Below are 21,361 nucleotides of genomic sequence, written 5' to 3'. Positions count from 1 at the left end.
CGTGTTCGGACGTCGCAAGAAGAAGGATGCCGCCGACGGTGCGGCCGGCGAGGCCGAGCAGGTCGTCGACGGTGTCGACGCTGAGGCAAACGGTGAGGAGGCCGAGCGGCTGAGGCTCGAGCCCGCTCCGCGGCCCGACGGGCCCTGGGACAGCACCGAGATCCGTGAACCCGCAGAGGGCCGGGTCGACCTGGGCGGGCTGTTCGTGCCCGGCGTCGACGGCATGGAGCTGCGGGTGGAGGTCGCGGGCGACGCGATCGTCGCGGCCACGGTCGTGCTGCGCGACAGCGCCATCCAGCTGCAGGCCTTCGCCGCACCCAAGCGTGAGGGCATCTGGGGCGAGGTGCGCGAGGAGATCGCCTCCGGCATCACCCAGCAGGGCGGCATCATCGACGAGGTCGAGGGCCCCCTGGGCTGGGAACTGCGCGCCCAGGTGCCGGTGCAGCTGCCGGACGGCACCGGCGGCTACCAGGTCGTGCGGTTCGTCGGCGTGGACGGCCCCCGCTGGTTCCTGCGCGGGGTGATCTCGGGTCAGGGCGCGGTGCAGCCGCAGGCCGCCGGACTGCTCGAGCAGATCTTCCGGGACACGGTCGTGGTCCGGGGCGAGGGCCCCATGGCACCGCGCGACCCCATCGTGCTCAAGCTGCCGAACGACGCCCAGATGGTCCCCGAGAACGTGCAGCAGGAGGAGGGCGGCTCCCGCTTCGCGGGCGGCATGGGCCAGCTCCAGCGCGGACCGGAGATCACCGAGGTCCGCTAGACGGCTGTCGCCGGGGCGCGGTCAGCGCTGCACGGGGCCGCGTCCCGGGAGGGGTGCGGCCCTTCCGCGTGCGAAGGCTCCGGACGCGACGACGCGCGGCGCGCCCGCCCACGGAGCCGATCCGGCGCGACCGTTGATCGGGCGGGTGCCGGACAGGGATACTTGGCGCTCGGTCCACGGGGGAGGGCAGCCGATGAGTCAGGTGGTCACCGAGACCATGGTGCGCATCGAGGACGTGCACAAGTCGTACGGCACCGGAGCCGCCGCCGTCCACGCGCTGCGCGGCGTCTCCCTCGAGGTCCCGCGGGGTGAACTCGTCGCTCTCAAGGGGCGCTCCGGATCGGGCAAGACGACCCTGCTGAACATCGTCGGCGGCCTCGATACCCCCGACCGCGGCCGGGTCCACGTCGACGGGAGCGACCTCGCCGGGCTCGACGAGAACGGGCTGCTCGCCCTGCGCCGCGATCACGTCGGTTTCGTCTTCCAGTCCTTCGGCCTCATCCCGATCCTCACCGCCGCCGAGAACGTCGGCGTCCCGCTGCGGCTGCGCCGGGCCGACCCGCGCGAGCGCGAGGAGCGCGTCGAACTGCTGCTGTCCCTCGTCGGGCTCGCCGACCACGCCGCACAGCGGCCCGGTGAACTCTCCGGCGGCCAGCAGCAGCGGGTCGCCATCGCCCGGGCCCTCGCCAACAGCCCCTCCCTCCTCATCGCCGACGAGCCGACCGGCCAGCTCGACGCCGAGACCGGGCACGCCGTCATGGAGCTGCTCCGCGCGGTCGTCCGCAGCGAGCACGTCACGGCCCTCGTCGCCACGCACGACACCACGCTGCTCGGCCTCGCCGACCGGGTGCTGGAGCTCAGCGACGGCGAGATCACCGAACACTGACCCTCGCACCCGCCCCCGACGGGGGCCTGCGGCGTCCGGCCCCGTCGGGCCCGGCGTTCGGACGGTCGTTCGGGGACGGGACAATGACCGTATGGGACGCGGCAGGCTTCGGATCCACCTCGGTGCGGCGCCGGGCGTCGGCAAGACCTACGCGATGCTCGCCGAGGCGCACCGGCGTGCGGAGCGCGGCACCGACTGCGTGATCGCCTTCGCCCAGCCGCACGGCCGGCCCCGCACCGAGGCGCTGCTGGAGGGCCTGGAGCAGATCCCGTACGTGACGACGGAGCACGGCGGGAGGGTCGTCGCCGAGATGGACCTCGACGCCGTCCTGGCCCGCCGCCCCCGGGTCGCCCTGGTCGACGAGCTCGCCCACACCAACGCCCCCGGCTCCCGCAACGCCAAGCGCTGGCAGGACGTGGAGGAACTGCTGGCCGCCGGCATCGACGTGCTCTCCACCGTCAACATCCAGCACCTGGAGTCACTCGGCGACGTCGTGGAGTCGATCACCGGAGTGCGGGAGCCGGAGACCGTACCGGACGAGGTGGTGCGGCGGGCGGACCAGGTCGAACTGGTCGACATGACCCCCGAGGCGCTGCGCCGTCGCATGGCGCACGGCAACATCCACCAGCCGGACGAGGTCGACGCCGCCCTGTCGAACTTCTTCCGCCCCGGCAACCTCACCGCGCTCAGGGAACTGGCCCTGCTGTGGGTGGCCGACCGGGTCGACGCCCATCTCCAGCGCTACCGCAGCGAGCACCAGGTCTCGGCGATCTGGGGTTCGCGCGAGCGGATCGTGGTCGGTCTGACCGGCGGGCCCGAGGGCCGCACCCTGATCCGGCGGGCCGCCCGGCTGGCGGAGAAGGGCGCCGGGGGCGAACTGCTCGCCGTGTACATCTCGCGCAGCGACGGCCTGACCGCCGCCTCCCCCAAGGAACTCGCCGAGCAGCGCACCCTCGCCGAGGACCTCGGCGGCAGCTTCCACCACGTCGTCGGCGACGACATACCGGCCGCGCTGCTCGCCTTCGCGCGCGGCGCCAACGCCACCCAGCTCGTCCTCGGCTCCTCCCGCCGCAGGACCTGGCAGTACGTCTTCGGCCCCGGCGTCGGCGCGACCGTCGCCCGGGACTGCGGACCCGACCTGGACGTGCACATCGTCACCCACGAGGAGGTCGCCCGGGGCCGCGGACTCCCCGGCGCCCGGGGCGCGCGGCTCGGCCGTTCCCGGCGGGCCTGGGGCTGGGCGGTCGGCGTGGGCGGCCCGGCGGTGCTCGCCGTGTTGCTCGACGTCGTGGACCTGGGCCTCGCCAACGACATGCTGCTGTTCCTGACGCTGACGGTGGCGGCCGCCCTGCTCGGGGGACTGTGGCCGGCGCTCGCCTCCGCGGCGGCCGGCTCCCTGCTGCTGAACTACTTCCACACCCCGCCCCTGCACACCTGGAACATCGCCGACCCGAGGAACATCATCGCCATCCTGATCTTCGTCGGGGTCGGCGCGTCGGTGGCGTCCGTGGTCGATCTCGCGGCCCGGCGCACCCACCAGGCGGCCCGGCTGCGCGCGGAGTCGGAGATACTCTCCTTCCTCGCCGGCAACGTGCTGCGCGGCGAGACCGGCCTGGAGGACCTGCTGGAGCGGGTCCGGGAGACCTTCGGCATGGAGTCGGCCGCCCTGCTCGAACGCGCGGGCGACGTCGAACCGTGGACCTGCGCCGGCCACGCGGGCCGCGGACGGCCCGTCGAACGCCCCGAGGACGCGGACGTGGAGGTGCCGGTCGGCGACCACATGGCGCTGGCCCTCACCGGCCGCGTCCCGCCCGCCGAGGACCGCAGGGTCCTGGGCGCCTTCGCCGCGCAGGCCGCCGTCGTCCTGGACCGCCGACGGCTGCGCGAGCGGGCCGACCGGGCTCTCGCCCTCGCCGAGGGCAACCGCATCCGCACCGCCCTCCTGGCCGCCGTCAGCCACGACCTGCGCACCCCGCTCGCCGGGATCAAGGCGGCCGTCACCTCGCTGCGCTCCCCGGACGTCGAGTGGTCGCCCGAGGACCGCGCCGAACTGCTGGAGGGCATCGAGGCCGGCGCCGACCGCCTGGACCACCTGGTGGGCAACCTGCTCGACATGTCCCGGCTGCGCACCGGCACGGTCACCCCGCTGATCCGCGAGATCGACCTCGACGAGGTGGTGCCGAGGGCGCTCGGCGGGGTGCCCGAGGCGGGCGTCGCCCTGGACATACCCGAGGCCCTGCCCATGGTCGCCGTCGACCCCGGGCTGCTGGAGCGGGCGATGGCCAACGTGATCGAGAACGCCGTCACGTACAGTCCCGCGGGCCTGCCCGTCCTGGTCGCGGCCAGCGCCCTCGCCGAGCGGGTCGAGGTGCGGGTCGTCGACCGGGGCCCCGGTGTCCCCGACGAGGCCAAGGACCGTATCTTCGAACCCTTCCAGCGGCACGGAGACGCCCCGCGCGGAGCCGGTGTCGGCCTCGGCCTGGCCGTCGCACGGGGCTTCGCCGAGCTCATGGGCGGCACCCTGAGCGCCGAGGACACCCCCGGCGGCGGCCTCACCATGACGCTCACCCTGCGCGCCGCGGGAACGCACCGGGAACCCGTCCCGGACGGGACGGGCACACCACCCGCCGAAGCAGAACCGGAAAGGCAGCCCTCATGACCCGTGTGCTGGTGGTCGACGACGACCCGGCCATCGTGCGCGCCCTGGTGATCAACCTCAAGGCCCGCTCCTACGCGGTCGACGCCGTCCACGACGGCGCCGCCGCCCTCCGCGCGGCCGCCGCGCACCACCCCGACGTGGTCGTCCTCGATCTGGGGCTGCCCGACATGGACGGCGTCGAGGTGATCCGGCAGCTGCGCGGCTGGACCCGGGTGCCGGTCCTGGTGCTGTCCGCGCGGCACGCCTCCGACGAAAAGGTCCAGGCCCTGGACGCGGGCGCCGACGACTACGTCACCAAGCCGTTCGGCATGGACGAACTCCTCGCCCGGCTGCGGGCCGCCGTGCGCCGCGCCGAGCCCGCCGACGGAGGGGACGCGGTGGTGGAGACCGCCGGGTTCACCGTCGACCTGGCCGCCAAGAAGGTCCACCGTGACGGCAAGGACGTACGGCTGACGCCCACCGAATGGCATCTGCTGGAAGTGCTGGTGCGCGCCGGCGGGCGGCTGGTGGCGCAGAAGCAGCTGCTGCGGGAGGTGTGGGGGCCGTCGTACGGCACGGAGACCAACTACCTCCGCGTGTACATGGCGCAGCTGCGGCGGAAACTGGAGGCGGATCCGTCACACCCCCGTCACCTCATCACCGAGCCCGGCATGGGCTACCGCTTCGAGAAGTGAGGGCCGGCACCGGCCCCCGCGCAGGGCGCCGGAGGTGGCCGGTTCGGGCCGGGGCAGCAGGGGGTACGTAACCGTCAGTGCACCCCGGTACGCTTCAGATATGAGTGCTGTTCCTCGTTCCGAGAAGCCGGCAGGCCGGTTCCGGCGCATGCTCGACCGGCTCTCCTCGTCCCAGGAGGACCTGGAGTCCGAGGAGCTGCGCGAGGACGCCGAGACCGCCGGCTGCACGCGGATAGGTGACTGCCAGGACCGGCAGATCGTGACGGTTACTGGTACCTTGCGCACGGTCACGCTGCGGCCGCGCGCGGGAGTACCGGCGCTGGAGGCCGAGTTGTTCGACGGCTCCGCCGCGTTGGACGTGGTGTGGCTCGGACGGCGCTCCATCGTCGGGATCGAGCCGGGCCGCAGGCTGATCGCATCGGGCCGGATCTCGATGAGCCGGGGCCGCCGGGTGCTGTTCAATCCGAAATACGAACTGAGACCCCTCGGACGGGAGTAGCCGGTGACGTCGCTCGACAAGCCGACAACCGAAGACACATCCGCGGACGACGCCCGGGCGGTGACGGAGGCCGCCCTGTTCGAGGCGTTCGGCGGGGTGCGGGGCATGGTCGAGACGGTGCTCCCCGGGCTCCTCTTCGTCAGCATCTACACGGTCAACAAGGACCTGCACATGTCGGCGATCGCGGCGCTCGCCGTGGCGCTGGCGATGGTCGTGGTCCGGCTGGCCCGCAAGGACACCGTCAAGCACGCCTTCAGCGGCGTCTTCGGCGTGGCCTTCGGTGTGGTCTTCGCGATGATGACCGGCAACGCCAAGGACTTCTACCTGCCGGGCATGCTCTACACGCTGGGCCTGGCCCTGGCGTACATCGTGACCGCGATGGCGGGCGTCCCGCTGATCGGTCTGATGCTGGGCCCGGTCTTCAAGGAGAACCTGTCCTGGCGGACCCGCAATCCGGGACGGAAGAAGGCCTACACCAAGGCCAGCTGGGCGTGGGGGCTGATCCTGCTCGGCAAGAGCGCGATCCTCTTCCCGCTGTACTGGTGGGCGGACACGACCCAGCTGGGCTGGGTGCTGGTCGCGCTGAAGATCCCGCCGTTCCTGCTCGCGGTGTACCTGACCTGGATCTTCCTCGCCAAGGCGCCGCCGCCGATCGACGTGTTCGCCGAGATGGAGGCGGAGGAGCGCGCGGAGGAGGAGCGCAAGGCCGCCGCCGCGCAGGGCGACACCGGGACGGCCACGGCCGGCCGTCACCGCCGCGAGTCCTAGCCCGTACGGGACGCGAGTTCCCGGCCCGCACGACGAGGAGGGGGCGCCCGGAGTGATCCGGGCGCCCCCTTTCCTTCACCCCTCGCTGCGGCCCTACGACTCCTTGCGGACCGACAGCAGGTCCTCCAGCTGCTCCTCGCGGGCCTGGGCGGCCACGAAGAGGAGTTCGTCGCCGGCCTCCAGGGAGTCCTCCCGCGTCGGCGTCAGCACGCGGGTACCGCGGATGATGGTGACCAGCGAGGTGTCCTGCGGCCACTGGACGTCCCCGACCTGGGTGCCGGCCAGCGCCGACTCCTCCGGCAGGGTCAGCTCGACCAGGTTGGCGTCGCCGTGGCTGAAGCGCAGCAGCCGGACCAGGTCGCCGACGCTGACCGCCTCCTCCACCAGGGCCGACATCAGGCGCGGGGTGGAGACGGCGACGTCCACGCCCCAGGACTCGTTGAACAGCCACTCGTTCTTCGGGTTGTTCACCCGGGCGACGACCCGCGGCACGCCGTACTCCGTCTTGGCCAGCAGGGAGACGACCAGGTTGACCTTGTCGTCGCCCGTCGCGGCGATGACGACGTTGCAGCGCTGGAGCGCCGCCTCGTCCAGTGACGTGATCTCGCACGCGTCGGCCAGCAGCCACTCCGCCATCGGGACCCGCTCGACCGAGATGGCGGTCGGCGCCTTGTCGATCAGCAGGACCTCGTGGCCGTTCTCCAGCAGCTCGCCCGCGATCGAGCGGCCGACCGCGCCGGCTCCGGCAATGGCGACCCTCATCAGTGACCGCCCTCCTCGTCGGGTCCCTTGGCGAACGCCGCCTCGACCCGGTCGATCTCGTCGGTGCGCATCATCACGTGCACCAGGTCCCCCTCCTGAAGCACCGTCTGCGAGCTGGGCAGTATGGCCTCGCCGAGCCGGGTCAGGAACGCCACCCGCACACCGGTCTGGTCCTGGAGCCTGCTGATCCGGTGGCCCACCCAGGCCGTGGAGGTGTGCACCTCGGCGAGCTGGACCCCGCCGGTGGGGTCGCGCCACAGCGGCTCGGCACCCGAGGGCAGCAGCCGGCGCAGCATCTGGTCGGCCGTCCAGCGCACGGTCGCCACCGTGGGGATGCCGAGACGCTGGTAGACCTCCGCACGGCGGGGGTCGTAGATGCGGGCGGCCACGTGCTCGATGCCGTACATCTCGCGGGCCACCCGCGCGGCGATGATGTTGGAGTTGTCGCCGCTGGAGACGGCGGCGAAGGCCCCCGCGTCCTCGATGCCCGCCTCACGCAGGGTGTCCTGGTCGAAGCCGACACCGGTGACCCGGCGCCCGCCGAACGAGGAGCCCAGCCGGCGGAAGGCGGTGGGGTCCTGGTCGATCACGGCGACCGTGTGGCCCTGTTCCTCCAGGGTCTGGGCCAGAGCGGATCCCACCCGTCCGCAGCCCATGATGACAATATGCATCGCGTCACACCGCGCTTCCTGCAGGCCCTTCGACCTTCATGACCTTCGTGCTCATGTCTCTCTTTCGGCTCGCCAGGCAGGGCATCGCGGCCGGAGAACGGGCCGCCAGGCAACATCATGCCGGGGGATCCCGGTCCTGACGCCCTCCGGGGTCCGGCCCGCCGCGTCCGCGTGCCCGGTCCGGCGTATCCGCACCACCGGCGAACCCCCGAGGTTCGCAACAAGGAGAGAACCAGCCATGACCACCGAGATCGACGTCCTCGTCCTGGGCGGCGCCGGAGTGGACACCGTCGTGCACGTACCCGAACTGCCCGTGCCGCTCGCCGACAGCCACATGATCCAGCCCGGAATCGTCACCCGGGCGGGACAGAGCGGCGACTTCGTCGCCCTCGGCACCCACACCCTCGGCCTGCGCACCCACCACCTCGATCTGATCGGCGACGACCCCGAGGGCGACCTCGTCCGGGCCCTGCACCGGGACCACGGGATCGCGCTCACCGCGCTGCCCCAGCCGCGCGGCACCAAGCGCGCCGTCAACCTGGTCGACCCCGACGGCCGGCGGCTCTCCCTCTACGACGCGACCCGCTGGGCGGAGAGCGACCGGCTGCTCGAGCGGACGGTGCGCGACCTCGCCGCGGTCAGCCGCCACGCCCACGTGGTCATCACCCAGCCCTGCGCGGACGCGCTGCCCCTGCTGCGCGAGGCGGGCGTGACCATCTCCACCGACCTCCACGACTGGGACGGCACCAACCCGTACCACGAGGCCTTCGCCCACGCCGCCGACCACGTGTTCCTCTCCGCCGCCGCCCTGACGGACCCGGCGGCCACCCTGCGCCGGATCGCCGCACGGGGCAGGGCCCGGACCGTCGTCGCCACCGCGGGGGCGGACGGGGCGTTCCTGCTCGCCGACGGCAGGCTGACCCACGTCCCCGCGGTGAAGCCCCCGGCACCCCTCGTGGACTCCAACGGCGCCGGCGACGCCTTCGCGGCCGCGTTCCTGTACGGGCTGCTCCACGGCGAGCCGCCCCGGCGCTGCGCCCGCCTCGGGGCGGTGGCCGGCGCGTTCGCCTGCACGGTGCCCTCGACACGGGTGGCCGCCATCGGCCCCGAGGCCCTGCTCGCCGGAGCCGCCGAGCCCATGTCCGACGAGGCCGGTGGGCGGGTCAGCGGCGCGTGAAGCTGCGCACGCTCGCCAGGGTGAGGACACCGAGGACGACGAGCGCGGCCGCGGCGCCGATCAGTTCTGCGGTCGTGTGCATGGGACCTCCACGGGGAGCGGCACCTGCGGCCGGGTTCGTCATATAGGCATGGAACTTCCGCCACCTGCGGAATCCGACCCCCGCGCCCCGGTGAATTCACCCGGAGAGCAGAGGCCGTATGGACCCCGTATGGATCTGGGTGGCGGGTGAGCCACCGGTTGCCCGACGGCCTACGATCCACTCTTGTGTCCAAACTGACCGACGTGCCCAAACGTATCCTCATCGGGCGCGCACTCCGCAGCGACCGGCTCGGGGAAACGCTTCTGCCGAAGCGCGTCGCACTCCCCGTCTTCGCCTCCGACCCGCTGTCCTCCGTGGCGTACGCCCCCGGCGAGGTGCTGCTGGTCCTGTCCATCGCGGGCCTGTCGGCGTACCACTTCAGCCCCTGGATCGCCGTCGCGGTCGTCGTGCTGATGTTCACCGTGGTCGCCTCCTACCGGCAGAACGTCCGGGAGTACCCGAGCGGCGGCGGCGACTACGAGGTGGCCACCACCAACCTCGGCCCGAAGGCCGGCCTGACCGTCGCCAGCGCCCTCCTCGTCGACTACGTCCTCACCGTCGCCGTGTCGATCTCCGCCGGCATCGAGAACCTCGGCTCGGCGGTCCCCTTCGTCGTCGAGAACAAGGTGGCCTGCGCCGTCGGCGTGATCGTGCTGCTGACCCTGATGAACCTGCGAGGGGTCAAGGAGTCGGGCACACTCTTCGCGATCCCCACATACGTCTTCGTCACGGGTGTCTTCCTCATGATCGCGTGGGGGTCCTTCCGCGCGGTCGTGCTCGGCGACGAGATGCGGGCACCGACCGCGGACTTCGAGATCAAACCCGAGCACCCCGGCCTCGCCGGCTTCGCCCTCGTCTTCCTGCTCCTGCGCGCCTTCTCCTCCGGCTGCGCCGCGCTCACCGGCGTCGAGGCCATCTCCAACGGCGTCCCCGCCTTCCGCAAGCCCAAGTCGCGCAACGCGGCGACCACGCTGGCCATGATGGGCACGCTCGCCGTCACCATGTTCTGCGGCATCATCGCGCTGGCCGCCGCCACCAACGTGCGTATGGCCGAGAACCCCGCCGAGGACCTGATCCGCGACGGGGTCCCGCTCGGCCCCGACTACGTCCAGGACCCGGTCATCTCCCAGGTCGCGGAGGCCGTCTTCGGCCACGGCAGCCTGCTCTTCATGATCCTCGCCGCCGCCACCGCGCTGGTGCTGTTCCTCGCCGCGAACACCGCCTACAACGGCTTCCCGCTGCTCGGCTCGATCCTCGCCCAGGACCGCTACCTCCCCCGTCAGCTCCACACGCGCGGCGACCGCCTCGCCTTCTCCAACGGCATCGTGGTGCTCGCCGGAGCCGCCGGACTGCTGGTGTGGATCTACGGAGCCGACTCCACACGGCTGATCCAGCTCTACATCGTCGGCGTCTTCGTGTCCTTCACCCTCAGCCAGACCGGCATGGTCCGGCACTGGAACCGCCAGCTGGTCACCGAACGGGACCAGGCCAAGCGCCGCCACATGATCCGCTCCCGGGCCATCAACACCTTCGGTGCCTTCTTCACCGGCCTGGTCCTGATCGTCGTCCTCGTCACCAAGTTCACCCACGGCGCCTGGGTCGCGCTGCTCGGGATGTGCATTTTCTACGCGACCATGACGGCCATCCGCGGCCACTACGACCGGGTCGCCGAGGAGATCGCCGCCCCGGACACCCCGACCGACGACAGCGTGCGGCCGTCCCGGGTCCACTCCGTCGTCCTCATCTCCAAGATCCACCGCCCGGCACTGCGCGCGCTCGCCTACGCCAGGCTGATGCGCTCCGACACCCTGGAGGCGCTCAGCGTCAACGTGGACCCGGACGAGACCAGGGCCCTGCGCGGGGAGTGGGAACGGCGCGCCATCGACGTACCCCTCAAGGTGCTCGACTCCCCGTACCGCGAGGTCACCCGCCCGGTGATCGAGTACGTCAAGAGCCTGCGCAAGGAGGCACCGCGCGACGTGGTGTCCGTCATCATCCCCGAGTACGTGGTCGGCCACTGGTACGAGCACCTGTTGCACAACCAGAGCGCGCTGCGCCTCAAGGGCCGGCTGCTGTTCACCCCGGGCGTGATGGTGACCTCCGTGCCGTACCAGCTGGAATCCTCCGAGGCCGCCAGGAAACGGGCCCGCAAGCGGCAGGACTGGGCCGCGCCCGGCTCGGTGCGCCGCGGCCCGAAGGAGCGGGCGAAGGACTCCTCCCCGCACACGTAGACTGGTGGGCTGTTGTTGCCCCGGGCCGTCGAGTCCTGGGGGCCCGCCCGTTCCCGATGTTGTGGAGTCACCCCGCCATGCAGGCAGAACCGAGGAAATCACTGGTGGGGGAGGAGTACGAGGTCGAGGTCGGCCCCGTCGCCCACGGCGGCCACTGCATCGCCCGTACCTCCGAGGGCCAGGTCCTCTTCGTCCGGCACGCCCTGCCCGGCGAACGGGTCGTCGCCCAGGTCACCGAGGGCGAGCAGGGCGCCCGCTTCCTGCGCGCGGACGCGGTACGGGTGCTGGAGGCCTCCAAGGACCGCATCGACGCCCCCTGCCCCTTCGCCGGCCCCGGCCGCTGCGGCGGCTGCGACTGGCAGCACGCCAAGCCCGGCGCCCAACGGCGCCTCAAGGGCGAGGTCGTCGCCGAACAGCTGCAGCGCCTCGCCGGGCTCACCCCGGAGGAGGCCGGCTGGGACGGCACCGTGATGCCGGCCGAGGGCGACAAGGTCCCCGCCGGTCAGGTCCCGGCGTGGCGCACGCGCGTCCAGTACGCCGTCACCGCCGACGGCCGGGCGGGACTGCGCCGGCACCGCTCGCACGAGGTCGAGCCGATCGACCACTGCATGATCGCCGCGGAGGGCGTCAGCGAGCTGGGCATCGAGAAGCGGGACTGGACGGGCATGGACTCCGTCGAGGCGATCGCCGCGACCGGCTCCCAGGACCGCCAGGTCGTCCTGACCCCCAAGCCCGGCGCCCGCCTCCCCCTGGTCGAGCTCGACCGCCCCGTCTCGGTCATGCGCGTCGACGAACGCTCCGGGCAGCTGCACCGCGTCCACGGCCGCCCCTTCGTCCGCGAACGCGCCGACGGGCGCACCCACCGCGTCGCCGGCGGCGGCTTCTGGCAGGTCCACCCGAAGGCCGCGGACACCCTCGTCACCGCCGTCATGCAGGGCCTGCTGCCCCGCAAGGGCGACATGGCCCTCGACCTCTACTGCGGCGTCGGCCTGTTCGCGGGCGCCCTGGCCGACCGGGTGGGCGAGGCGGGCGCGGTCCTCGGCATCGAGTCCGGCAAGCGCGCCGTCGAGGACGCCCGCCACAACCTCGCGGACTTCCCCCGCGTCCGCATCGAACAGGGCAAGGTCGACTCCGTCCTGCCCCGCACCGGCATCACCGAGGTCGACCTCGTCGTCCTCGACCCGCCCCGGGCGGGCGCCGGCCGCAAGACGGTGCAGCACCTGTCGTCCCTCGGCGCCCGCCGCATCGCCTACGTCGCCTGCGACCCGGCCGCGCTCGCCCGGGATCTGGCGTACTTCCGGGACGGGGGGTACCGGGTGCGGACACTGCGGGTGTTCGACCTGTTCCCGATGACGCACCACGTGGAGTGCGTGGCGATTTTGGAGCCTGCTGCAAAGGGGCTCTGACCTGCAGATTTCCCAGGTTTCTCAGGCACGCCCGGGTACGCTCGACGTGTTCCCTCACATGCACGACGTGGGACGTGTCCTGGCACCGGGGGATGCGCTTGACCTGCGGCTTCACGGGCATCTCGCGAGATGGCGGACGCATTCTTCTCGGTCCGTGGCGGCATTTGGGCAAGCGTCCTGACGCTCATTTGACGCTGGTTCCGACGGTGCGTCAGGTGGTCCCGGGCGCCGACCGGCGCTGGCCACGGCCTGCCGCAGTGGTGGAGCCAGGGTGATGCCTGCCCGCCCAGAGGTCGGCGCGCCGAGGGCGTGGTGAGACCGCCACCCACGTCACCGAGGAGCTTCCGCCCCCCTTCCCGCGTCGGGAAAGCCGGCCTTCTTGTGCGGCTCCGGCCGGGACGCCGGCGACCTCGATACGCTGTTACCGGCGCCGACCACCAGGACGCCCCGTCCGCGGGGTTGGCCTTCCAGACGGTTCCTGGCTGCTGCGTGGAGCGCAGCGTTCCGGGTCCTGTTCGCCGACCATGCGGTGCCCGTGGGCGTGGGTGAGGATCGCTGACGCGTGCCCAGGTGTGCAGACCGTGCAGACTGAACGCCTCGGGGGCGGCGGGGATCTCGTCATCGGCCGGGGCGGCGTCCAGGAGTGTCAGGACGGCATACGTCAGGGCGAGTTTGCGGAGGCCGGTGCAGGTAGGTGGCCAGGCGGCTGCGGTCCGGGAGGGCCAGCAGCAGTGCTCGTCAACCACATCGATCTTTCTGGCGGTCGCCGCTGCCGTTCGCCGTCACTCCGACGGACACCGGCTGCGGCGCCCGCCGTGTTCGACGGGCGTTGCGTCAGGAGGGGAGGGCCGTAGCGCGCTTTACGCCGTGTTTGCGGCTGCCGTGAACGCTACGAAAGGTTCGCGAAGCAGCGGCGACGCGATCATGAACGCGACATGATGTAGGGGTTCGGCGTGCCTGCATACCGGACACCGCCGTCCGGGCGGTCCTGCCGTGCGGCCCGCGCGACGTACACCGTCGGCTTCCCGTCCGGGCCGGGAAGGAACCCCACGTCTGCCGTCAGCTCGTCCCTTTGGCGGAACCGACGTCCGCGCCGTTGCCGGGAGAGCCGGTGCCGTCCTGGTCTGCTCGCTCAGCGGTCAGGCCGTGCGTACGCGTACGCGGGTGAAGATCGGCTGTGAGTCAACGGTTCGCGAAGACAAGGGGACGGGTGGTGGCGGGCTTGTCCGTCTTGCATACGGTGCCGTCGGCGGGGTGGGTGCCATGGACGAGGGCGGCGTCAACTGCGTTATTGACACACGAGTTGATGCCGTAGGAGCCGTGTCCGACTCCTTCACGCGTGAGCAGGACCGCGGAGTCCAGGGTTCGGGTCATGTTCTCGGCCCAGTGGTGGGGGGTGACGGGGTCCAGTCGGCCCGCGACCACCAGTGCCGGCGGCGTACCGGCGCCTGTGAGCGGCTTGATGACGCGGTCCTTGTTCGGCGCGGGCCACCGAGCGCAGTTCAGGGCGGAGTAGGCGGCCCGGGGCCCGATCCGCCTGGCCTCAGTGACGGCCTTGGTGGCCGCGGCCTTGTGCGCGGCGATGCCGGCCGGGGTCTGCCAGTCGGCGCAGCGCACCGCGGTGTGGGCTTCGAACATCGCGGTGGGGACAGGGAAGGGGGACACCGTGACGCTGCTCCACAGGGTGTACAGGGGTACGCCGTTGCCGTCCTGCGCGGCCAGCAGCGCCGAGGTCAGCAATGGCCAGGTGTTCTGGTCGCCGGCCAGGGCTCGGGTGGCCTCGAGGGCCATGGCGCCGTCGAGTGCGCCGCCCGGGGTGGTGTCCTTGACGGGTGCGATCTTCAGCGGCTTCGCTTCCAGCGTGTCGATCAGTGTGTCGAACGCCGCCTGCGGGTCTCCCGCGCCGAACGGGCACACCGCGGTCCCTTCGGTGCGGCAGGTCTCGAACCAGGAGTTGAGCGTCCGTTCGCTGGCCACGGCGACGTCGTTGAGGAAGGGGAGGGAGTTGCCGAACCACAGGTTGGTGTCGACGGGCGCGTCGAGCACCATCTGGCGGACGCGGTGTGGGAACAAGGTGGCGTACATCGGGCCGACCACGGTGCCGTAGGACAAGCCGTAATACGTGATCCTGTCCTCGCCGAGCGCGGAGCGGACCTGGTCGACATCGCGGGCCACGTTGTCGGTGGACAGGCTGGCCAGGAACTTCTTGCTGTGGTGCTCGACGCAGCCGTCGGTGAACGCGGCGGCATCGGACAGCAGCCGCGGCAGGGGCTTGCCCCCGGGGACGGCCGGGTCGAAGGCGGTGCCGGCGGCGTCGGCTCGCTGCTCGTCGGTCAGACAGCGAACGGCCTGCGATCCGCCGACGCCGCGCGGGTCCATCGCGATGATGTCGAATCGGGCGAGCACCGCGTCCGAGAAGGCGCCAGGAGTGCCGGCCGCCTTGGGCAGGTTGCGCAGTGTTTCGGTGGCGGAAACCCCCGGCCCGCCCGGGTTGAAGATCAGGCTGCCGATGCGGCGGTCGGGATCGGTGGCCCGGTGCCGCATGACCGCGAGCGGGATCTGCGCGCCATTGGGCTCGGTGTATTCCTGCGGCACCTTGATCGTGGCGCATTCGAGGCCCTTCCCGCACGTGCTCCAGGTGAGCGGGCCCGGGGACGGGACGGAGGCCGACGTGGCCCCCGCGGACGTGCTGCGCGGCCCCGAGGCGCCGGACGAACACCCGGTCAGGGCCATGAGGGCTGCGGCGAGCGCCGCCCCGTACCGGGCGGCGGGCCTGGGCCTCGACTGGATCATGATGATCTTCCTTTCGCCGTACTCGTGTCGCTCCGTGCGGCCGGGCCGTGCCGGTCGTGCGGCAAGCCGGCCGAAGAGGGCTGACGTGGTCGTGCCTTCCTCACTTCGAGGGGTTAGTGACCCGCCGCGTCGAGCAGAGAGGAGTACCGCAGGCGGAGCGCGCGCTCCATGCTCGCCAGAACGGCCCCGCCCCCCAGTGCGAGGTTCAGCCAGATCGGCAGGTGTACCGGCGATTCGAACGTGCCGACCCGTTGCGTGACGGGAGGGATGTGAGAGACGGGTTCAGCGAGCTGCAACAGGTTCAAGCCCACACCGATGACGAGCAGCAACACCGATCCGATGGCGATCGCCCGGCTCAGTCCCGGACGGCGGGCACCGAAGCGCGCCCGCCGTCCCTCCGCCGAGGCCGGGTCGGGTGTGAGCTGACGCGGCTGTCCGTCCCGGGGGCGGTAGTGGCAGCGTTTGATGCCGTAGTTGCTCATTGCCACCTCGATGACGCCCCCGTCGACGGGGAAGACCGCCGGCAGCTTCGACTCGGCCACGTGCCTGCCATCCAGGAACAGATGCGCCCGGATCTTGCTGTTGTCCAACCGCGCCCAGTGCCGTACGTCGACGGCGTGCAGGCGGGCGTGTCCGCCGGCACCGGGAAGCCGCAGCCAGAACAGGGAGCGCAGGGGGAGCTGCCACCAGCGGAACCGCTGCAGTTCCCTGCCGTCTCCCGGCTTGAGGCGCTTCGATGCCGCCCACTGCTTCCAGGCCATGCTCCGCCCCTCCTGGGCATATCAGCCGCACCGTCACTAGTACGGCGTGTTAGAGAAACGCTAGCACACTGTACTAGTACGGCGTGCTAGTACAGTGAGGGGGCTGGGGAGAAGCGAAGGAGAGCGGAGCATGGAAACACGCGAGAAGATCCTCCAGGCCGCTGCGGAGATGATCGCCGAGGACATGGCGGCGAAGCTGAGCGTGCGAGCGGTCGCCGCGCGTGCGGGAGTGAGCACCGGCTCGCTGAGGTTCCACTTCCCCACCCAGCGCGCCCTGCAGGACAGCCTGCTCGCGCGGATCTACGAACACCTCCTGCCCGGCGACCCGATCCGGGACCGGACACTGCCGCCCCGCGAACGGCTGCTGAACTGTCTGCGGCAGGTTCTCGCACCGCTCGGCACCAGCGAGGACGCGCGAACCGCATGGGGCACGATGTATCGGGCCTTCATCGAACCCGAGCCGACCGAACCGGTACGCGCCGCATACCTCGGCCATGAGCGGGAGGCGGAGCGCCGGGTCGAACACTGGCTGACCGTGCTCGCCGAGGAAGGCGCACTGCCCCCGGGAGACCACACCCGCAACGTCAGGTTCCTTCTCACCGTCCTCAACGGACTCTCGGTCGAACGCGCCCTGCCCACCCGCGAATCCGTCCTCATCGCCGAGACCGAGACCCTCAACGCCGCCGTCGACCACGTCCTCTCCACCGGCCCCGCACCACCCGCCGGGCCGACTCGGCCGTGAACCGGACCAACCACCCCTCCGCGCCGGTTCCCCCGACGGGTAGAGGTGCGAGCGCCGGCCCGCCGCCCGCCGTTGCGTCACGGTTTTCCATGGGGCCACGGCGCGACCGTGCCGGCGGCACCGGACGCTGAGGGAGACTCGATCACGGCGCGGAGCCCGGGAGATGGCGGAGCCGGCCGGGGCCGGCCTCGGGGCCGTACGGCACTGCCACGACATCGGCCTGCTTGACGAGCCGGAGCGCCGCTCCAACGGATACATGCGTGACGGCCCGGACTCCGGCCCGGACCCGCGTGATCCGCGGGCTCTCGACGATGAGTTGGCCGCCGCCATCGGACGCCTGCAACAAGCCCGCGCCGAGGTCGGCACCCTCATGCGCAGATACGGGCGACCCACGGTGACGGCCTCCGCAGAAGGTCAGTCCGCGCGGCAGAACGTGTCCTCCGCGGGCATCTCGCCCTCGACGAGGTAACGCGTGGCGGTGTTCAACGCGCAGGAGTTGTCGCCCAGGACGTACACCCCGTGCCCGCTGTCGTCGACAGTGACCAGCCGCGCCCGGTCGCCGAACTTCTCGCGCAGCACCCCGGCCTGGCAGACCTGGGGTTCTCCTCGCACCGGGAAACGGCGGTCGCCGAGTCGGTCGTCGTGCACGCGCTGGTCGAGTTCTTCAACCACGCCCACCTCGACGTGCTACGACGCGTCCACGCGATCCTCTTCGAGGGCGACACCACGGAGAGCGGAAGCAACCGCGCCGGGTAATGAGCCGGTGTGCCGGTGCCGGGCTCTCACTCATCGCGACCTGCCCATACGGGCCATGGACGCGGTGGTCCTGGAGGCCGAGGAGGTGCCTCGCGGCTGCTCCGGTCCGACCGCCGAGGAGATCCAGGGCCATCCACTCCAAGACGTCGACGAAGATCCCCGTCGGGACCGAGCGGGTAGCGGGCTGCTCTGATGAGCCGAAGACCAATCGGTGCAGGATTTCGCCGATCGCGGCCGAGGCTCCAGAGACGCCGAGAGTGCCGGTCGGCCCCTCGGAACACCTTCCTCGAGGATGAGCGCCTTGACCGGGCGAGTCGCTGCGAAGGCCTGGGCGTCGGGGCCAGGGTGACGATCGCACGGGCCGGTCTCCCGCACATCACCGTTCGCCGGTAGCTCGGCACCGGTGATCTTGACGAGTCCACGGACAAGCTCGCCGGCTCGTTCGACCCGTTTTTCGTCTGTTCACTCGTACTTGATGGGGAGCGGGTGTTACGAAACCAGCGATGGACGCTGCGCGACAGGCGAGACCGGCTGGTCTTCGACGGTCCGCTCCGCCCGGTTGATCTCGGCCCAGACGGCGTCGAGAGACAGGCCGAGGGTGTCGGCGATCGCCGCGATGGTCGGGAAGGCGGGGGTGGCCACACGGCCGGATTCGATCTTCCGCAAGGTTTCCGGCGAGATGCGCGAAGCGAGCGCCACGTCCAGCATCGAGCGGCAGCCCCGGGCTCGGCGGAGCAGGGCGCCGAGGCGCTGTCCGCGTTCTACCTCGGCGGGAGTGAGTGGCAACCTGACCATGAACCCATTCTAATACCGGTACAGTTAGGTCGGGATAATTATTGGACGCAAAGGGGAGGCCCCCATGATCGAGATCCTGAACTCCGCGCGGCTTGAGCGGGCGAGAGACACCGGCGCTCTCGTCGGAGGCATCCTGCACACACTGAAGACGCGCACCACGGTCGGGACGAACCTGCTGGACATCGACCAGTGGGCCAAAGAGATGATCACCGAGGCGGGAGCGCAGTCCTGCTACGTCGATTACGCACCTTCCTTCGGGCGCGGCCCGTTCGGGCACTACATCTGCACGGCCGTCAACGACGCAGTGCTCCACGGGTTGCCCCACCACTACACGCTGGCAGACGGGGATCTGCTGACTCTCGACCTCGCTGTGGCCAGGGGCGGGGTGGCCGCGGACGCCGCGATCAGCTTTCTGGTGGGCGCAGCCAGGCCGGCGGAGAGCGTCGCGATGATCGAGACGACCGAACGCGCACTCGCCGCCGGCATCGCCGCCGCCAAGCCCGGGGCGCGCATCGGTGATCTCTCACACGCCATCGGCACGGTCCTCAGTGAGGCGGGCTACCCGGTCAACACCGAGTTCGGAGGCCACGGCATCGGCTCGACCATGCACCAGGACCCCCACATCGCGAACACCGGACGGCCGGGCCGCGGATACAAGCTGCGCCCCGGACTGCTGCTCGCCCTGGAGCCCTGGGTCATGGCCGACACCGCCGCACTCGTCACCGATGCCGACGGTTGGACGCTGCGCAGTGCGACAGGCTGCCGGACCGCACACAGCGAGCACACCATCGCCATCACCGACGACGGAGCCGAAATCCTCACCCTGCCCACGCAGGCACGTCCCTGAGGGGGCGCTGCAACGAGTGGCCCGGCGGGCAGGGTGCGCCGCCGTCGATCCTCGTCGTCCTCGACAACCTCCGGGGTCCCGGTAGGAGCGCAGGCCCCGACCGGGTCCGACCGGCCTTGATGTCGAACAGGCAGCGGCGGGCCCCGACCGGGTCCGCCGGCCTTGATATCGAACAGGCAGCGGCCCACGCGCCGGGGCGCCGCGCCCCGGGCCTGGTTCTCGCGCGGACCGCGCGGCGATGCCTTTTCGCCGTGAGCGACGTCCGGACAGCAACAAGCGCGGGCAGTACCTCTTGCAGGGCGCTACGCTCGCTTTCCCCGGTGGCGGCGCCCGAGGGCACCGCTACACCGGCGGAAGGCTCAGGTAGCCCCTGGCAGTCCGCCGCCCTCGACGCCGTCGTCCACAGGGCTGACGAGAGCAGGAAGAGCGCTTTCCCCTCCCCGTGGCGGTCCCGGGCCGTCCGGTAGAGCGCGTCGCCCGCTCGCCGGCCAAGGAGAGCGGCCTCAAGGTCGTCTCCGTCGGCTGTCGCCCGGCACCCGAGGCGGCCTTCCCGGCCGGCCTCGACGACTGCTGAGTGATCGTGCGCTGGGCCGCCCAGGACGGCAACGGGCTGGACTGGGACGGCACGATCCTGGCCGTCGCCGGCGATTGCTCCGGCGGCACCTTCGCCGCGGCCGTCACCGCCCGGGCCCACGACGACGGCTTCGACCGGATCACCCACCAGATCCTCTCCTACCCCTCGCTCGACCTGGACTTCGACGTCGAGCGCTACGCCTCCCTCCGGGAGAACGCCGTGGGCTACGGCCTGGAGACCGCGGGCCTGGAGCCGTTCAACGCGTTCTGCCTCGACAGCGGTGCCGATCCCGCCGACCCGCTCGTGTCGCCGGTCAAGCGGGCCGACCTCACCGGCCTGCCGCCGGCCCTGGTCGTCACCGCCGAGCACGACCTGATGCGCGACGAGGGCGAACTCTACGGCGAGCGGCTGCGCGACGCCGGTGTGCCGACGACGGTCAGCCGGTACGAGGGCGCGGGCCACGGCTTCGTCCAGCACTTCTCCAGGCGCCGCAGGGTGACGGTGGTCCCAGCGGCGGTCACTCCGGCAGCGCCGCGAGCCGGCCGACGACGGTGTACCGGGAGGGCGTCGACGGTGCGGATGACGCTCGGATGACCGGCGGATCATGGTTGCCTGCTGCGATGGCCGCCGCGATGGTGGTCATGCTGTCTCAGGCCGGTGCGCTGCGGCTGTCGCGCACGCGTACCGGCTGCGGAGAGCGACGCGGCATATCGGGGCCGGACGGGTGGCGTGACGCATGGTCGAGGACATGGGTGAATCGGGTGGCTGGTCAGCGGGTCGATTAGTCTGGTGCAGGGTTGTGTGGCCGCTGTCCGTCTGCCGGGACAAGGGCCTATGACTGTCTTCCGAAGGCGTCTGGAGGAGCTGTGACCGCCGAACTGCCCGACTGGATGATTCCGCCCAGGCCGAGCGGCTGGGAGGCCGACGACCTCGACCACCTTCCCCAGGCTCCCCGTCACACCGAACTCATCGACGGGGCATTGATCTTCATGATGTCGCCGCAGCGCTCCTGGCACGCCAGGCTCGTGGAGAACCTGACGTTCGCGCTGAGGCATGGAGCACCTGCCGGGTTGGAGACGGAGCGGGAGATGACCGTCCGTCTCGACCGCAAGAGCCGACCCGAACCCGACATCCTGGTCTCCACCGCCGTCTATGACCCCGACCGCACCTGGTACGCGCCTGAAGACGTCACGCTGGTTGTCGAGGTCGTCTCGGAGGAGTCCGCGGACCGCGACCGGTCGCTCAAGCCCTTCAAGTACGCGCAGGCCGGGATCGCGCACTTCTGGCGTGTCGAGGACGAAGCCGGGGCTCCCGCCGTCCATACGTATGAACTGGACGGTATGACTCGCACGTACGTTCCGACTGGCATTCACCGTGGTCGGTTGAAGGTATCGGTCCCCTTCCTGCTGGACATCGATCTCGACACGCTCGTGCCCTGACCGGCATCCGAACGCGGATCGGACCGCGTAAGGACCTGGGAGAGGCGACCGATCGAAGGAGAGCGGCAGCCGGACCGGC

Annotated in this window: 19 protein-coding genes; 13 read left to right on the top strand and 6 right to left on the bottom strand. The window is 71.4% G+C overall.

Translation table 11 applies throughout. The features are described from left to right. The first annotated feature begins 1 nt into the window (after nucleotide 1). The 6 genes from ACZ6A9_RS14225 to ACZ6A9_RS14200 all read left to right on the top strand — a co-directional run bounded on the left by ACZ6A9_RS14225 (nucleotide 2) and on the right by ACZ6A9_RS14200 (nucleotide 6,246). On the top strand, nucleotides 2-760 hold the full coding sequence (locus ACZ6A9_RS14225) for a DUF3710 domain-containing protein (RefSeq protein ID WP_468984300.1): 759 nt from the start codon (nucleotides 2-4) through the stop codon (nucleotides 758-760). Nucleotides 761-953: 193 nt separating this feature from the next. After that, the gene (locus tag ACZ6A9_RS14220) at nucleotides 954-1,646 is read left to right on the top strand and encodes an ABC transporter ATP-binding protein (RefSeq protein WP_468984297.1); all 693 of its coding nucleotides are present in this window, start codon (nucleotides 954-956) and stop codon (nucleotides 1,644-1,646) included. A gap of 91 nt (nucleotides 1,647-1,737) precedes the next feature. After that, nucleotides 1,738-4,305: a DUF4118 domain-containing protein gene (locus ACZ6A9_RS14215; RefSeq protein ID WP_468984294.1), complete on the top strand. Its 2,568-nt coding sequence runs from the start codon at nucleotides 1,738-1,740 to the stop codon at nucleotides 4,303-4,305. After that, nucleotides 4,302-4,979, top strand: a complete 678-nt coding sequence (locus ACZ6A9_RS14210; protein WP_468984291.1) for a response regulator — start codon at nucleotides 4,302-4,304, stop codon at nucleotides 4,977-4,979. The genes ACZ6A9_RS14215 and ACZ6A9_RS14210 overlap by 4 nt, the downstream gene beginning before the upstream one ends. A gap of 100 nt (nucleotides 4,980-5,079) precedes the next feature. Further along, nucleotides 5,080-5,478: an OB-fold nucleic acid binding domain-containing protein gene (locus ACZ6A9_RS14205; protein ID WP_159536198.1), complete on the top strand. Its 399-nt coding sequence runs from the start codon at nucleotides 5,080-5,082 to the stop codon at nucleotides 5,476-5,478. 3 nt (nucleotides 5,479-5,481) lie between these two features. Continuing rightward, complete coding sequence (locus ACZ6A9_RS14200) at nucleotides 5,482-6,246, top strand: DUF3159 domain-containing protein (protein ID WP_468984289.1); 765 nt, start codon at nucleotides 5,482-5,484, stop codon at nucleotides 6,244-6,246. A gap of 93 nt (nucleotides 6,247-6,339) precedes the next feature. On the opposite strand, the gene ACZ6A9_RS14195 is transcribed toward ACZ6A9_RS14200, so the two are convergent. Then, entirely contained in the window at nucleotides 6,340-7,008 is a 669-nt protein-coding gene (locus tag ACZ6A9_RS14195; protein WP_189558003.1) for a potassium channel family protein, read from the bottom strand. Continuing rightward, complete coding sequence (locus tag ACZ6A9_RS14190; RefSeq protein WP_468984286.1) at nucleotides 7,008-7,679, bottom strand: potassium channel family protein; 672 nt, start codon at nucleotides 7,677-7,679, stop codon at nucleotides 7,008-7,010. Before ACZ6A9_RS14190 ends, ACZ6A9_RS14195 begins: the two co-directional genes overlap by 1 nt. 238 nt (nucleotides 7,680-7,917) lie before the next feature. Here ACZ6A9_RS14190 and ACZ6A9_RS14185 point away from each other — a divergent pair, with 238 nt between their 5' ends. The 3 genes from ACZ6A9_RS14185 to ACZ6A9_RS14175 all read left to right on the top strand — a co-directional run bounded on the left by ACZ6A9_RS14185 (nucleotide 7,918) and on the right by ACZ6A9_RS14175 (nucleotide 12,575). Beyond that, nucleotides 7,918-8,856: a PfkB family carbohydrate kinase gene (locus ACZ6A9_RS14185; RefSeq protein WP_468984284.1), complete on the top strand. Its 939-nt coding sequence runs from the start codon at nucleotides 7,918-7,920 to the stop codon at nucleotides 8,854-8,856. A gap of 267 nt (nucleotides 8,857-9,123) precedes the next feature. After that, nucleotides 9,124-11,169 (top strand): APC family permease, encoded by a 2,046-nt coding sequence (locus tag ACZ6A9_RS14180; RefSeq protein WP_468984281.1) that lies wholly within the window; start codon nucleotides 9,124-9,126, stop codon nucleotides 11,167-11,169. Between the two features lie 77 nt (nucleotides 11,170-11,246). Further along, complete coding sequence (locus tag ACZ6A9_RS14175; RefSeq protein ID WP_468984277.1) at nucleotides 11,247-12,575, top strand: class I SAM-dependent RNA methyltransferase; 1,329 nt, start codon at nucleotides 11,247-11,249, stop codon at nucleotides 12,573-12,575. Nucleotides 12,576-13,757: 1,182 nt separating this feature from the next. On the opposite strand, the gene ACZ6A9_RS14170 is transcribed toward ACZ6A9_RS14175, so the two are convergent. Together ACZ6A9_RS14170 and ACZ6A9_RS14165 are read right to left on the bottom strand one after the other, a co-directional pair. Continuing rightward, entirely contained in the window at nucleotides 13,758-15,368 is a 1,611-nt protein-coding gene (locus ACZ6A9_RS14170; protein WP_468984275.1) for an alpha/beta hydrolase, read from the bottom strand. A 113-nt stretch (nucleotides 15,369-15,481) separates the two neighbouring features. Continuing rightward, nucleotides 15,482-16,129: a hypothetical protein gene (locus tag ACZ6A9_RS14165; protein WP_468984273.1), complete on the bottom strand. Its 648-nt coding sequence runs from the start codon at nucleotides 16,127-16,129 to the stop codon at nucleotides 15,482-15,484. 130 nt (nucleotides 16,130-16,259) lie between these two features. On the opposite strand from ACZ6A9_RS14165, the gene ACZ6A9_RS14160 reads away from it, so the two are divergent. Next, the gene (locus ACZ6A9_RS14160; RefSeq protein WP_468984270.1) at nucleotides 16,260-16,871 is read left to right on the top strand and encodes a TetR/AcrR family transcriptional regulator; all 612 of its coding nucleotides are present in this window, start codon (nucleotides 16,260-16,262) and stop codon (nucleotides 16,869-16,871) included. 414 nt (nucleotides 16,872-17,285) lie between these two features. Here ACZ6A9_RS14160 and ACZ6A9_RS14155 read toward each other — a convergent pair whose 3' ends face one another. Beyond that, entirely contained in the window at nucleotides 17,286-17,519 is a 234-nt protein-coding gene (locus tag ACZ6A9_RS14155; protein ID WP_468984268.1) for an alpha/beta hydrolase, read from the bottom strand. 597 nt (nucleotides 17,520-18,116) lie between these two features. Then, the gene (locus tag ACZ6A9_RS14150) at nucleotides 18,117-18,422 is read right to left on the bottom strand and encodes a helix-turn-helix domain-containing protein (RefSeq protein ID WP_468984266.1); all 306 of its coding nucleotides are present in this window, start codon (nucleotides 18,420-18,422) and stop codon (nucleotides 18,117-18,119) included. A gap of 64 nt (nucleotides 18,423-18,486) precedes the next feature. Between ACZ6A9_RS14150 and map the strand changes: the two genes are divergently transcribed. The 3 genes from map to ACZ6A9_RS14135 all read left to right on the top strand — a co-directional run bounded on the left by map (nucleotide 18,487) and on the right by ACZ6A9_RS14135 (nucleotide 21,282). Next, the gene (map, locus tag ACZ6A9_RS14145) at nucleotides 18,487-19,269 is read left to right on the top strand and encodes a type I methionyl aminopeptidase (RefSeq protein WP_468984263.1); all 783 of its coding nucleotides are present in this window, start codon (nucleotides 18,487-18,489) and stop codon (nucleotides 19,267-19,269) included. 574 nt (nucleotides 19,270-19,843) lie between these two features. After that, a complete protein-coding gene (locus ACZ6A9_RS14140) occupies nucleotides 19,844-20,437 on the top strand; it encodes an alpha/beta hydrolase (RefSeq protein ID WP_468984260.1) in 594 nt (197 codons plus the stop codon). A 296-nt stretch (nucleotides 20,438-20,733) separates the two neighbouring features. Then, nucleotides 20,734-21,282, top strand: coding sequence for a Uma2 family endonuclease (locus tag ACZ6A9_RS14135; protein ID WP_468984607.1), 549 nt, complete (start codon nucleotides 20,734-20,736; stop codon nucleotides 21,280-21,282). Nucleotides 21,283-21,361: the final 79 nt, after the last annotated feature.

The sequence above is a fragment of the Streptomyces sp. NPDC041124 genome (assembly GCF_055592385.1).
Note: the sequence above shows the minus strand (reverse complement) of the source record. Positions and strands in the feature narration are given on the sequence as shown.

Excerpts from the sequence above, each read along its gene's own strand:
- ACZ6A9_RS14165 (WP_468984273.1), bottom strand. The coding sequence starts at position 16,129 with ATGGCCTGGAAGCAGTGGGCGGCATCGAAGCGCCTCAAGCCGGGAGAC.
- ACZ6A9_RS14135 (WP_468984607.1), top strand. The coding sequence starts at position 20,734 with ATGATTCCGCCCAGGCCGAGCGGCTGGGAGGCCGACGACCTCGACCAC.
- ACZ6A9_RS14185 (WP_468984284.1), top strand. The coding sequence starts at position 7,918 with ATGACCACCGAGATCGACGTCCTCGTCCTGGGCGGCGCCGGAGTGGAC.
- map (WP_468984263.1), top strand. The coding sequence starts at position 18,487 with ATGATCGAGATCCTGAACTCCGCGCGGCTTGAGCGGGCGAGAGACACC.
- ACZ6A9_RS14160 (WP_468984270.1), top strand. The coding sequence starts at position 16,260 with ATGGAAACACGCGAGAAGATCCTCCAGGCCGCTGCGGAGATGATCGCC.
- ACZ6A9_RS14210 (WP_468984291.1), top strand. The coding sequence starts at position 4,302 with ATGACCCGTGTGCTGGTGGTCGACGACGACCCGGCCATCGTGCGCGCC.
- ACZ6A9_RS14175 (WP_468984277.1), top strand. The coding sequence starts at position 11,247 with ATGCAGGCAGAACCGAGGAAATCACTGGTGGGGGAGGAGTACGAGGTC.
- ACZ6A9_RS14215 (WP_468984294.1), top strand. The coding sequence starts at position 1,738 with ATGGGACGCGGCAGGCTTCGGATCCACCTCGGTGCGGCGCCGGGCGTC.
- ACZ6A9_RS14220 (WP_468984297.1), top strand. The coding sequence starts at position 954 with ATGAGTCAGGTGGTCACCGAGACCATGGTGCGCATCGAGGACGTGCAC.
- ACZ6A9_RS14170 (WP_468984275.1), bottom strand. The coding sequence starts at position 15,368 with ATGATCCAGTCGAGGCCCAGGCCCGCCGCCCGGTACGGGGCGGCGCTC.
- ACZ6A9_RS14195 (WP_189558003.1), bottom strand. The coding sequence starts at position 7,008 with ATGAGGGTCGCCATTGCCGGAGCCGGCGCGGTCGGCCGCTCGATCGCG.
- ACZ6A9_RS14190 (WP_468984286.1), bottom strand. The coding sequence starts at position 7,679 with ATGCATATTGTCATCATGGGCTGCGGACGGGTGGGATCCGCTCTGGCC.
- ACZ6A9_RS14150 (WP_468984266.1), bottom strand. The coding sequence starts at position 18,422 with ATGGTCAGGTTGCCACTCACTCCCGCCGAGGTAGAACGCGGACAGCGC.
- ACZ6A9_RS14205 (WP_159536198.1), top strand. The coding sequence starts at position 5,080 with ATGAGTGCTGTTCCTCGTTCCGAGAAGCCGGCAGGCCGGTTCCGGCGC.